12 protein-coding genes are annotated in these 11,971 nt (G+C 42.1%); 9 read left to right on the forward strand and 3 right to left on the reverse strand.

The window, feature by feature from the left end:
- Positions 1-152: 152 nt before the first annotated feature.
- On the reverse strand, positions 153-1,388 hold the full coding sequence (locus G5B43_RS14520; protein ID WP_165295527.1) for an NAD(P)/FAD-dependent oxidoreductase: 1,236 nt from the start codon (positions 1,386-1,388) through the stop codon (positions 153-155).
- 110 nt (positions 1,389-1,498) lie between these two features.
- Here G5B43_RS14520 and hutH point away from each other — a divergent pair, with 110 nt between their 5' ends.
- From hutH to proB, 8 genes are all read left to right on the forward strand, one after another.
- Entirely contained in the window at positions 1,499-3,016 is a 1,518-nt protein-coding gene (hutH, locus tag G5B43_RS14525) for a histidine ammonia-lyase (RefSeq protein WP_165295528.1), read from the forward strand.
- Position 3,017: 1 nt separating this feature from the next.
- Positions 3,018-3,749, forward strand: coding sequence for a 3-oxoacyl-ACP reductase FabG (gene fabG, locus G5B43_RS14530; RefSeq protein WP_165295529.1), 732 nt, complete (start codon positions 3,018-3,020; stop codon positions 3,747-3,749).
- A gap of 9 nt (positions 3,750-3,758) precedes the next feature.
- Positions 3,759-4,985, forward strand: coding sequence for a beta-ketoacyl-[acyl-carrier-protein] synthase family protein (locus G5B43_RS14535; protein ID WP_165295530.1), 1,227 nt, complete (start codon positions 3,759-3,761; stop codon positions 4,983-4,985).
- Entirely contained in the window at positions 4,975-5,229 is a 255-nt protein-coding gene (locus tag G5B43_RS14540) for an acyl carrier protein (RefSeq protein ID WP_206367371.1), read from the forward strand. Before G5B43_RS14535 ends, G5B43_RS14540 begins: the two co-directional genes overlap by 11 nt.
- 13 nt (positions 5,230-5,242) lie before the next feature.
- Positions 5,243-6,118: a lipid A biosynthesis acyltransferase gene (locus G5B43_RS14545; RefSeq protein ID WP_165295531.1), complete on the forward strand. Its 876-nt coding sequence runs from the start codon at positions 5,243-5,245 to the stop codon at positions 6,116-6,118.
- Positions 6,112-6,540: a hypothetical protein gene (locus tag G5B43_RS14550; protein ID WP_165295532.1), complete on the forward strand. Its 429-nt coding sequence runs from the start codon at positions 6,112-6,114 to the stop codon at positions 6,538-6,540. Before G5B43_RS14545 ends, G5B43_RS14550 begins: the two co-directional genes overlap by 7 nt.
- A gap of 315 nt (positions 6,541-6,855) precedes the next feature.
- On the forward strand, positions 6,856-7,668 hold the full coding sequence (proC, locus tag G5B43_RS14555; RefSeq protein ID WP_165295533.1) for a pyrroline-5-carboxylate reductase: 813 nt from the start codon (positions 6,856-6,858) through the stop codon (positions 7,666-7,668).
- Between the two features lies 1 nt (position 7,669).
- Complete coding sequence (gene proB, locus G5B43_RS14560) at positions 7,670-8,446, forward strand: glutamate 5-kinase (protein WP_165295534.1); 777 nt, start codon at positions 7,670-7,672, stop codon at positions 8,444-8,446.
- Between the two features lie 13 nt (positions 8,447-8,459).
- Here proB and xseB read toward each other — a convergent pair whose 3' ends face one another.
- Both xseB and xseA read right to left on the reverse strand, forming a co-directional pair.
- Positions 8,460-8,699, reverse strand: coding sequence for an exodeoxyribonuclease VII small subunit (xseB, locus tag G5B43_RS14565; RefSeq protein ID WP_165295535.1), 240 nt, complete (start codon positions 8,697-8,699; stop codon positions 8,460-8,462).
- A 16-nt stretch (positions 8,700-8,715) separates the two neighbouring features.
- Positions 8,716-9,966, reverse strand: coding sequence for an exodeoxyribonuclease VII large subunit (gene xseA / locus G5B43_RS14570; RefSeq protein ID WP_165295536.1), 1,251 nt, complete (start codon positions 9,964-9,966; stop codon positions 8,716-8,718).
- Between the two features lie 239 nt (positions 9,967-10,205).
- Between xseA and G5B43_RS14575 the strand changes: the two genes are divergently transcribed.
- Positions 10,206-11,915: a serine hydrolase domain-containing protein gene (locus tag G5B43_RS14575; RefSeq protein ID WP_240904874.1), complete on the forward strand. Its 1,710-nt coding sequence runs from the start codon at positions 10,206-10,208 to the stop codon at positions 11,913-11,915.
- Positions 11,916-11,971 lie beyond the last annotated feature (56 nt).

Here is an 11,971-nt window from a genome sequence, read left to right on the forward strand (position 1 = left end):
AGCGTGACCAAAGCGCCCGAGGTGGAAAAGCCAAAAGAAGAGGAAGCCAAACCTGCGGAACCTGCTGCTCCGTCAAGCAAACCAGCGGGCTTTAAACCGAGGTTCAAGGCTAGCGTAACGAAAACCCAGCCGCCTAAACCGGAAGAAGGCGATTAAGGATTGTTTTCTAACATATAAGCCATGGTACGGATTACCCTGTCGTGTTTCTTAACAAAAGGGTTCTCTTCGTTCCAGACATAGCCCGCCAATACTGCGCATATTTTACGCTTCACATCCGGGTTTTCGGGGCGATGGAAGAAAAGCGTTTGCAGGTTGCCTGTATACCATTCTTTTACATAAGTCGTAAAGACACGGATACCGCGTTCCATATAATCGGCATATTCGACCTGCCAATCAATTTTCTCTCCCTGTAACTGTCGATAGGCTAACTTGGCAGAAAGAATACCCGATTCTGTGGCGAAACATACGCCAGAAGAAAATACAGGGTCTAAAAATTCGGCACTATTACCTGTTAATGCAAATCCATCCCCAAACATTTTCGAGACAGCAGCGGAATAGTTTTTCAGATGAATAGGTTCGAACTCGAAGGCTGTATTCGCAAAACGCTTAACATAAAAATCCGATAGCTTAATTGCTTTTTTTAAGGCCTCCGCTGTTCCGTGGTCTCCTTTCAACTCTTCGATAAAGTCAGTGTGTGCAACAATACCCAAACTTGTCATTCCATTGGAAAAAGGAATGACCCATAGCCATACCTCTCTATCTAATACATCAAATGAGATTTGTGTGCCCTCGATGCCTACAGGGCGGTTGATGTCTTTTACGTGAGAGAAGATAGCGGAATGTGGGTTAAGCTGTGATGGTTGGTCTAAATATAATAAACGGGGAAGCACACGTCCGTATCCACTGGCATCAATGACAAATTTAGCTTTTATTTGTGAACGGTTTCCTACTTTATCTTGGATAGTCGTCAAAGAATCAGTGCCATCAAATTCAATCCCAGTAACAGCGGTCTCAAAAGCGATCTCTACATGCTTCCGTTGCAGTTCTTGTGTCATTACATGGTCGAAATCCGCACGCGGCACCTGCCAGGTCCAGTCCCATCCGTTTCCAAATTTGTCGCCAAAATCGAAGATACTGATTACCTCACCACGAATAAAGCGCGCACCAGGCTTCTTTTGAAAGTTTTGAGCTTGTAATGCGGGCAACAGTCCCGCTTCTTCAAAATGGTCCATCACACGAGGAATAAGACTCTCGCCCACAACCAGACGGGGGAACTTGGATTTCTCGATAACCTTAATGCGGACATGCTGTTGTTGTAAATAGCCTGCAGCCACGCAACCCGACGGTCCTGCACCAATAATTAAAACATCTACTTCCTCGATATGCATAGCTTGATGAATTAAGCAAATAAAATTAAATTATAGTATTTTTGCAAATGGAGTCCGACAAGTAGGATGCCCAAATTCGCGATGAAGCAAATATACGTATACAGGAATAAATGATTTCGGTAGATAAAGAATTAACACTGTCTCAGTTTTATGAGATTATATTTGAAGGAGAACCTCTTGATATAGAACAAGAAGTACTCGACTTGGTAAAAGAAAGCCACACTTTCCTAAAAGAATTTGCTGCGAATAGAGTGATTTACGGTGTAAATACGGGGTTCGGACCCATGGCACAATATCGTATACAAGATGAGGATACGAATCAGTTGCAGTATAATTTGATCCGTAGTCACGCAGCCGGTACGGGTGATTTATTGCCGCCACTCCATGTGAAAGCAACCATGCTTACGCGTTTGGCAAATCTTTCTAAAGGGAAGTCGGGCGTCCATGTAAGTGTTGTCGAGTTGCTCAAAGAACTAATCAATCGAAATATTATACCGGTCATCTTTGCTCATGGTGGTGTAGGAGCAAGTGGTGATTTGGTACAATTGGCACATTTGGCTCTTGTATTGATTGGAGAAGGAGAGGTTATTTCTAGAAATGAACGTAGACCGACAGCAATCGTTTTCGAGGAAGAGAAATTAAAGCCTATTGAAGTGATCGTACGTGAAGGGCTGTCCCTGATTAACGGTACATCTGTGATGACAGGTATCGGTATTGTCAACTACTTCTACGCTTCGAAGCTGCTAGATTGGTCTATTTGGCTTTCTTGTGCTATGAATGAAATTGTAAAGGCACATGACGATCATTATTCAGCGAGCTTGAATGCAGTAAAGTTACACGCTGGGCAAAGCCAGGTTGCAGCTCGTATGCGAGAGCACCTGTTCGATAGTGCATTGATAAAAAAACGTGAGCAAGACCTATACTCGGGTAATAATCAAGAGGACGTTTTTAAGGATAAAGTACAAGAATACTATTCGCTGCGTTGTGTCCCGCAGATATTAGGACCAATTTTGGAAACGATCCAACAAGTGGGAAAAGTGCTTGAACATGAACTGAATTCGGTCAGCGACAATCCTATTATTTCCGTGGAAGATCAAAATGTTTATCATGGTGGGAATTTTCACGGCGATTACATCTCCTTAGAAATGGATAAGCTAAAATTAGCCATTACGCGGCTTACGATGTTATCGGAACGACAATTGAACTACCTCATGAATACTAAAATCAATGGATTGTTGCCGCCGTTCGTGAATATGGGTAAGCTTGGTTTTAATTTTGGTATGCAGGGAGCACAATTTACGGCAACTTCCACTACCGCTGAGAATCAAACCCTTTCCACGTCCATGTATATACACAGTATTCCCAATAACAATGACAATCAAGATATTGTAAGTATGGGGACGAATGCTGCGGTGATAGCAAATCGAGTGATTGTGAATGCATTTGAAGTACTTGCTGTACAAATTATTTCTGTGAGGCAGGCAATTGATATTTTAAATTATCAAAATTTTGTATCTTCAAAAACAAAAGCGGTGTACAATGAAATTAGTGAGATTGTTCCTGCATTTTCGGACGACAAACCGCTTTATCCTGCCATTCAGCAGGTTAAGGAATATTTGATGAACTGATATGAAATGTGCTCTAGTAACAGGCGGGTCGAGAGGTATCGGACGGGCAATCTGTAAAAAGTTAGCTGTCGAATTGGGATACCATGTACTGATTAATTATCAAGGGAATGAAGAAGCCGCTAAGGAAACATTGGCTGTATTAGAAGATGAGGGAGCAACAGGTGAAATCATCAAGTTTAATGTTGGAAATGCAGCGGCTGTAAAAGAAGCGTTGCAAACATGGAGCGATCGTCACCCTGAAGCTTTGGTAGAGGTTATCGTTAATAACGCTGGTATTACGAAAGATGGTCTTTTTATGTGGATGTCTCCGGAGGATTGGTCTTCTGTATTAGACGTCTCCTTGCAGGGTTTTTATAACGTAACACAATTTTTCATCCAAAAATTACTACGCCAACGTTATGGACGAATCATAAATATCGTTTCGGTTTCGGGCGTCAAAGGAACTGCCGGCCAAGTCAACTATTCGGCAGCAAAAGCCGGTGTTGTGGGTGCTACGAAAGCGTTGGCACAAGAGATTGCGAAGAGGAACATCACCGTGAATGCCGTTGCTCCCGGATTTATCCATTCGGATATGACAGAAGAAATGAACGAAAAGGAATTAAAAAAGATTATTCCAGCAAACCGCTTTGGCGAAGCAGAGGAGGTCGCCGATTTGGTTTGTTTCCTGGCGTCAACGAAAGCCGGTTATATCACCGGAGAAGTTATCAATATAAATGGTGGAATTTATGCTTAGGATTGTCGAATGAGCAAACGTGTAGTCATTACGGGAATGGGCATCTATTCCTGCATCGGTACGAATTTAGAAGAGGTTAAACAATCGCTTTTTGAAGGTAAATCGGGTATTGTGATTGATAAGGAACGATTAACCTTTGGGTTTCAATCCCCATTGACGGGTATGGTACCTGCACCGGATTTAAAGAAAGCGCTCAACAGGCGCCAACGCATTAGTATGGGAGAGGAATCCGAGTATGCTTATATGGCGACAATGGAAGCATTGGCGCAAGCACGGTTGCAGGAAGAAGATCTTGGCCAGCGAGAGGTGGGCATTTTGTTTGGGAACGACAGCGTCTCTAAAGCGGTTATCGAAGCAACGGATATCGTGCGAGAAAAAAAAGATACCCAACTCATTGGTTCTGGTGCTATTTTTAAATCCATGAATTCTACCGTCACGATGAATCTAGCCACAGTCTTCGGATTGTCAGGAATTAATATGACCATTAGTGCTGCCTGTGCTAGTGGTTCACACGCAATCGGTCTGGGCTATATGTTTATTCAGCAAGGATTACAGGATATGATCATTTGTGGGGGGGCACAGGAAGTCAACCCCTATGCTATGGCTAGTTTTGATGGTTTGGGTGTCTTTGCGACGGATATTAGCCACCCCCAAACGGCTTCACGACCTTTTGATAAAAAACGTACCGGATTGGTGCCCAGCGGGGGAGCGGCAACAGTCATATTGGAGAGTTATGAATCGGCCGTAGAAAGAGGCGCACCCATTATTGCAGAAATAATAGGTTATGGTTTTTCTTCCAACGGAGGCCATATATCAACACCCAATATCGGAGGGCCGGCTAACGCCATGCGTCGAGCGCTCGAACAAGCCAATATAGAGGCTAAAGATATTGCCTACATCAATGCACATGCGACGTCGACACCGATTGGTGACGCCAATGAAGCAAAGGCGATTTTAGAGGTATTCGGAAATAAGCCTTATGTCAGTTCCACAAAATCCATGACGGGACACGAATGTTGGATGGCAGGTGCATCGGAAATTGTATATTCCACGCTGATGATGCAGCATGGATTCATCGCCCCCAATATTAATTTGGAGGAACCAGATGATGATATCAAAGAATTAAATTTTGTTTCCCGAACAATAAAACAAGAATTTGATATATATTTGTCTAATTCTTTCGGATTTGGTGGGACTAATTCCGCATTGGTAGTCAAGAAATTTAATGATGGATAAAGCGAGTATATATCAAAAGATAAATGAAATCTTGGTAGAAGAGTTCGAAGTAGATGAGGAGATTATCAGTCCGGAAGCGTCTTTAAAAGAATCTCTTGACCTCGATAGTTTAGACTACGTGGATTTGGTTGTTATTATCGAATCTAATTTCGGAGTCAAACTAGTAGAAGCAGATTTTGACGCAGTGATCACTTTTCAGGATTTCTATAATGTCGTAGAACAAAAAATGGCTTTGAGGAATTAAACGGAGGGATAAGATGAGCCAATGGGACGGAAAATCAAGAGGAACACTCCTTGGCTATAAGATATTTGTCTTTTTAATCAAGAAGCTGGGTGTCCGCACCGCCTACGGATTACTGGTTTTTGTAGCATTCTATTATTTTCTTTTCTCTCCCAAAAGTTTCCGGGCTATTTATTATTACTTGCATCAAAGACAGGGTTACGGAGCATGGAAAGCATTTTGGAAAGTTTATCAAACGTACTTTGTATTTGGACAGACTATCATTGATAAGGTGGCTATTTCTTCTGGATTACGCGACAGATTTACCTACGAATTTGACGGGATAGACATTTTAAAAGAAGTCTTGGCGGATAAAAACGGAGGCGTTCTCATATCGGCCCATGTAGGTAATTTTGAAATTGCAGATAAATTTTTTGCGGATATTGATTTGGACCTTCAGATTAATCTGGTGACCGTAGACCAGGAACGCACGATTATCAAAGAATATATAGAAAGTATTTCCGAAAAACCAAGCGTTAAGTTCATCCATATTCAAGAAGATATGTCGCATGTCTTCGCGATAAATGAAGCGTTATCGAATAACGAGCTGATTTGTTTTACAGGCGATCGATATTTCGACGGCGCTAAAACGTTAACAGCTCCTTTGCTTGGTAAAGAAGCTCGTTTTCCCGTAGGACCCTTCCGTATCGCCTCTCGCCTATCCGTTCCCGTTATTTTTGTATATGTCATGCGCGAACCTGGACTGCATTATCATCTTTATGCGCGTAGGGCAATGGATGTAAAACAACGGAATCCCTATTCTTATCTTACGACCTATACCCGCAGTGTGGAACATATATTGCAGAAGTATCCGCTACAATGGTTTAACTTTTTTGACTTTTGGAAATGCTGACACTACCGATTTCAGGTGAGAAACTGTTAACCTTGATTCCACAACGAGCGCCTATCGTTTTGGTATCGAGCTTAGAAAGTTATAATGAAAACGTACTGGTATCCACCTTTCTTGTGAGAGCAGACGACATGTTCGTCGATGGCGAAAAATTATCTGAAAGTGGTCTTCTTGAGCACATGGCACAGTCGGTTGCCCTGCACACCGGATATAGCTATTTCTTGAAAGGCGAAAATGCGCCGATGGGTTATATTGGTTCTATGCAGAATGTGGAAATTCGTAAACTACCAACAATAGGGGAAACCGTTTTTTCGAGGATACAAATCATACAGGAATTTATGGGCGTGACCTTAGTGGAAATAGAAACCAAACTTGATGGCGAATTCATCGCACGTGCTCGCATGAAGACGGTGGTAGCAGGATAAGTGTACATTTTCTTTACGCCAAAACGTGTCGGATTTTATGGTCATTTTGACAGAACTGACATTTGCTCCATTTAAAAAAATATGAAAAAAGTTTCGGAGTACGTTAAGCCCCTACTTAACAGAGCTTTGTGCCGTTTATTTTAAAAGAATATACTCGTTTATTTTGCATCATATTAATTTTCAGCACGTTCCTTGTGGGGTATACCTGAACTAATGTTATTACAAGTAAAATTTTAATCAGATAAAGCCTGCTGGTTATCTCTTCAAAAAGGGGTAGCTTAAGCGAGCTTTTATCGCCTTTAAAAACAATTTAAAATGAAGATTCTAGTAATTGGCGCCGGAAACATGGGGCTAACGTATGCTCATGGGATGGCCCAATCGGACTTATTAAGAGAGAAAGATTTAATGATTTTGGACAGCTCAGCAGAAAAGATAGCTGAATTACGGGCGGAGGGTACGTTCGATGTCTACGAAAAAATGGAAGACTGTTTGCCGCAAGCGGACATTGTATTTATTGCTGTCAAACCTTATCACAGCGATGAAGTCTTTGAGTCGATCAAGGTACACAAAAAAGCAGACCAAATTTTTGTGTCTATTATGGCGGGTGTTACGATTAAGACGATGCAGGAGGCAATGGGCATAAAAAAAGTAGTACGTGCTATGCCCAATCTGGCGGCTCAAGTTGGGCACGGCTTCACTTCGTTTCTAGGCTCTAAAGAGGTTTCACGGTTAGAATTGCTAACGGTCGAAAAATTGATCGATACCACAGGACGCTCTATCAAACTTGCCAATGAGATGGAAATCGATAAATCTACGGGTATATCAGGCTCCGGACCTGCGTACGTGTTTTATTTTATGGAATCGATGATGGAAGCAGCTATTAAAATGGGGTTTTGCGAAAAGGACGCGCGTTTGATGGTTGCACAGACTTTTCAAGGCGCGGTCGAGTTATTTAATAGCTCAGATCTTAATCCTACTGCTTGGATGGACAGAGTGGCATCTAAAGGAGGCACAACGCGCGCAGCACTGGATTCTATGGAAGAAAATAATGTTAAAGAATTGATTAAAGATGCAGCTTATGCCGCGTTTGATAGAGCGGTACAGTTGGGAAAGGAAAACAATAAGTAGTATGTATACGTATAAAAAAAGAATTGTAGTCAAAGTGGGTACCAGTGTTATGGCCAACAGAGATAACCGTATTATGCTATCTGCTTTAACAAAGCTCGTCGACCAGATTTCTCAACTGTATGAAGATGATATCATGACGGTATTGGTTTCATCGGGATCCGTCAATGCCGGAAAGGAAGTGTTAGGTGACGTTATAACTGAAGATAAGTCGCAACGCCGTCAGATATTTTCTGCTATCGGACAACCTCGATTAATGCGACATTATTATACGCTTTTCCAAAACAACGGAATGCGTTGTGCACAGGTGTTAGGTACCAAACGTGATTTTAATCCAGGAGAACACCGTACCAACATGATAAACTGCTATGAAGGATTGATGTCAGAAGGCGTCATTCCCATAGCGAACGAAGATGACGCTGTTTCGGTGTCACATTCGATGTTTTCGGATAATGATGAACTGGCGAGCTTGATTGCTGAAATGATCCAGGCCGATATGCTTATTATTCTTACAGACATAGACGGGTTCTATACCGGACATCCTAATGACGACAATGCTGAATTGATCCGTGAGATCACCGTAGACCAAGAGGTAGAGCATTATATCGCAAAAAGTGATAAAGGGGAAGCGTCGGGGCGTGGTGGAATGAAATCGAAACTTAAAGTTGCGAAGAATACAGCAGCCAAAGGTATTCCTACGTACATCGCCAATGGCAAAAGAGATCGTGTTATCTTAGATATTGTAGAAGGGAAAGATGTAGGTACGAAGGTAACGGCATAAATTGCTGTTTAGATTATTCCTCCTCTCCGTCGTCCGCCTCTGCCTCATCAGCCGCAGTTTCTGCCAGTTTTGCCAATAGTTTTTCTACTTCCTCTTCGGAGGAAGTTAATTTTGCTTTGCAAATAGCGATGAGTTGAGAGGCTCGGCGTATCTTTTCTGTAAGTTCATCGACATTGGTTTGTCCAGACTCTATTTCCGAAACGATCAATTGAAGCTCTTCAAATGCGTCGTTGTAGGTATATGTATTTTCCATGATAATCATTACAGGTTTATTTTACTACTTTGCTGTATACGGTTCCTTCGTATAGAATGGTTTCTATATCGTCGCCTACTTTCACAGAAATATCTTGTGTAACCGCATGACCGTTAATTTTGGTGATGCTAAATCCCTTTTTAAGCAACTGCTTTGGATCTGCCAACTGCAACAACCTTTGTATACTATTGAGGTCCGCTTTCCGATCTTTCAATAACTGCCTACAAAACAGTTGCAAATGGTTGGTCAATGTAGTCAATTTGTGTTGTTGGGTAGCGAGGACCGCTTTACTGTTCCAGGATATGGATTGGCTGAATTGCATCAGTAGGCGCTCTTCTCGCTCAAACAGGCTTTTTGAAGCTCGTATGATGCGGCTCTGAGCTTCATCTACCGGTAATGCAAACTGATGAAACTTCTGGATCAGGAAGTCGGCGAGTTCACTAGGCGTAATCGCATTTTGGTATGCAACCATCTCACTAACGGTTTCATTGGTGGAATGTCCGATACCGGTGATAACAGGGATTGGAAAAATGGCGATGGCTTTAGCCAATTGATAGTTATTGTATGATGAAAGTCCCACCTCTCCACCGCCACCACGAATAATTGCGACGGCATCAAACTCCTCGGTTTTCTCGGCAATATTGGCCAATTGTCTTATAATAGAAGGGATAGATTTGTCACCCTGTAACAGTGCGGGGAACAAGGTATATTCAAATTTATATTGCCAAGGATTCCGTTGGATAATTTTAAAAAAATCAGACAGGCCTTTGCTCGTTTCCACGGAGATGATGGCAAGACGCTTGGGTAGGAGGGGAAAAGGTAAGTTTTTATTGGTGTGGAATATACCTTCTGCCTGAAGCTTCCGAATACTCTCCCGTTTTTCCCTTTCCAGTTCGCCCAACACAAATGTGGGGTCTATATCGACGATTTTAAGGCTAAATCCATATAGTGGGTCGTAAGAAATAGCGGCTTGGAGTAAAATAGTAATGCCGTCTCTTAATGGTTCATTTAAGATCTTGTGGAATTGATCATTAATTCGTTGATAATCCGCTTTCCACAAGATGGAACGCATTTCCGCTACTACTTTACCGTCTTTTTTCTCGACCAGTTCGGGATAACAGTGTCCCGAATGGGTGTAGTGGTTGAGCTTGTTCATCTCTGCCTTTATCCAATATAGGCTTCTGTATCGATCCGCAATGGTTTTTTGAATACTGCGGGATACTTCCAAGAGGGAAAATATAGTCTTATTGTCTATAACTTCGGGCATACATCAAATATAGGGTTTTTGCGTTCTTTTTTACCCCAAAAAAGAACCAAAAAAAATCGTCGCTGCGGATATTTGAGATAAGGGATAGTGCTAAGGATGGATTTCTACATACCTCAAATATCCGGAGGCGACATTAGAGCTTAAGGAGGGATCGTGCATTTTTGTATAGTCTTAAATAGTATTAAGAACCGTAGATGTAGAATCTTTTAATAAATTTACAATTTAAAATGATGAATAGAATGAAAAGTACGATAATTTACTTCTGCTTATTACTACTATTATGTACGAGTAGCTTTGCTCAATATAAACAGACTGTTGTTAATAAAGTGACTATGATCCAAAATGCGGGAGGGTTAGTGCCTCTTAAGCGTTTAGACAGACATCGTATGGCGGTGATTACACCGTTTCCTAACAAATACGCTCATTTTGTAAACATGGTAAAGCGTTATGCTGATGTCGAAAGTTTTGATTTCAACGGTTACGAAGAGCATACAAAATATCACAATACTATCATTATAGCCGGAACGAAGGAAGATCTCCGAAATGATCTATTGTTGCTGGTGCAACAATCTATTGTGCACAATAAACAGATTATTGTCGTACGATTTGAAAGTAGGACGACGTCTTCGAGCTGGGCACGGGGACGCTTACAAGGTCGGTTTTCGGAGTTGATTTACCCCGAATTTAATAAGGCGGCTCAGCAGTATGCTGCCATGTCGGTTTTTGGAGGGCTAGCTATCACGCAAGGGCAAAATAGAACAGAGCAAACCCGCTTGCAGTATGCTACAGAAAATTCCTGTGGGCTGGATATCGAGGGCATGACAAAAAAGATTGATGCCATTGCCGCAGAAGCTATCCGGGAACGCGCAACGCCGGGACTGGTCGTCATGGCCGTGAAAGATGGGCAGGTTATTTTAGACAAAGCGTATGGCACTCATACTTATGGTACGCATGTAAAAACGAGGACTTCTGACATATTCGACCTCGCATCCATCAGTAAGATCGCAGGTACGACGCCAGTGGTGATGCATCTGCAGGAAAGAGATATTATAAATCTGGACAGCAGCATGGGCTGTTATTTAGGACAGGTTCAAGAAACAAATAAAAAGAATATTACGCTTCGCAGTGTGCTGTTGCATGAAGCAGGATTTACGCCTTTTATCCCATTTTATCGAAATCTGGAACCGGGGGATTTAGTTCATAAACCAGATACAGCTCATCAAGTACGTGTGGCAGATAGAGCCTACCTCCGGAACAACTATTACAGAGATGTCATGTGGCCGCAAATGATGCAATCTCCCGTAAAGCCGGTTGGTAACTATGTATATAGCGATATCAGCATGTACGTCATGAAAGAAATTGCGGAACGTATGACGTCTAAGCCCATGGAGGACTATGTACAGGAACTGCTTTATCAACCTATAGGCATGAAAACAGCGGGCTATAATCCGCGTCAGCGCTTTGCAAAAGACCGTATTGTACCGACACAGAACGATACTGTTTTCCGAAAAGAGCTATTACAGGGGTATGTACATGATGAAGGTGCGGCAATGGCCGGTGGTGTTGCGGGACATGCGGGGCTTTTTGCTACGGCAAATGACCTAGCTATTTATGGTCAATTACTATTAAATAGAGGCGAGTATGGTGGTATCCGGTATTTCAAACCAGAGACAGTCGATTTATTTACATCGAGGCAATCATTAACCAGTCGGCGTGGACTCGGTTTTGATCGGGCTGATCCGGACAAGAAAAAAGAATATCCGTCCCGATTGGCGAATGAATCCGTGTTTGGGCACACAGGTTATACAGGGACCTGTATATGGGTCGATCCAAAAAATCAGCTTATTTATATTTTCTTGTCCAATCGGGTTCATCCACAAGTTTCGACGAAGCTCTTGGATTTGAATATACGAAGTCGTATACAGGATGCTATTTATGAAGGATTGTAATTGTTTTTTCGCATTTAAATAGTTTGGTTGCTAACTGCAAATTTATAAAAACATAA

Origin of the sequence: Sphingobacterium sp. SGR-19 (assembly GCF_011043555.1) — a bacterium.
Classification (GTDB): Bacteria; Bacteroidota; Bacteroidia; order Sphingobacteriales; family Sphingobacteriaceae; genus Sphingobacterium.

Bases quoted from the DNA above. Each gene is read 5' to 3' on its own strand.
- xseB (WP_165295535.1), bottom strand. From the start codon at position 8,699: ATGGAAAATACATATACCTACAACGACGCATTTGAAGAGCTTCAATTG.
- G5B43_RS14575 (WP_240904874.1), top strand. From the start codon at position 10,206: ATGAAAAGTACGATAATTTACTTCTGCTTATTACTACTATTATGTACG.
- xseA (WP_165295536.1), bottom strand. From the start codon at position 9,966: ATGCCCGAAGTTATAGACAATAAGACTATATTTTCCCTCTTGGAAGTA.
- fabG (WP_165295529.1), top strand. From the start codon at position 3,018: ATGAAATGTGCTCTAGTAACAGGCGGGTCGAGAGGTATCGGACGGGCA.
- proB (WP_165295534.1), top strand. From the start codon at position 7,670: ATGTATACGTATAAAAAAAGAATTGTAGTCAAAGTGGGTACCAGTGTT.
- G5B43_RS14535 (WP_165295530.1), top strand. From the start codon at position 3,759: ATGAGCAAACGTGTAGTCATTACGGGAATGGGCATCTATTCCTGCATC.
- hutH (WP_165295528.1), top strand. From the start codon at position 1,499: ATGATTTCGGTAGATAAAGAATTAACACTGTCTCAGTTTTATGAGATT.
- G5B43_RS14540 (WP_206367371.1), top strand. From the start codon at position 4,975: ATGATGGATAAAGCGAGTATATATCAAAAGATAAATGAAATCTTGGTA.
- G5B43_RS14550 (WP_165295532.1), top strand. From the start codon at position 6,112: ATGCTGACACTACCGATTTCAGGTGAGAAACTGTTAACCTTGATTCCA.
- proC (WP_165295533.1), top strand. From the start codon at position 6,856: ATGAAGATTCTAGTAATTGGCGCCGGAAACATGGGGCTAACGTATGCT.
- G5B43_RS14545 (WP_165295531.1), top strand. From the start codon at position 5,243: ATGAGCCAATGGGACGGAAAATCAAGAGGAACACTCCTTGGCTATAAG.
- G5B43_RS14520 (WP_165295527.1), bottom strand. From the start codon at position 1,388: ATGCATATCGAGGAAGTAGATGTTTTAATTATTGGTGCAGGACCGTCG.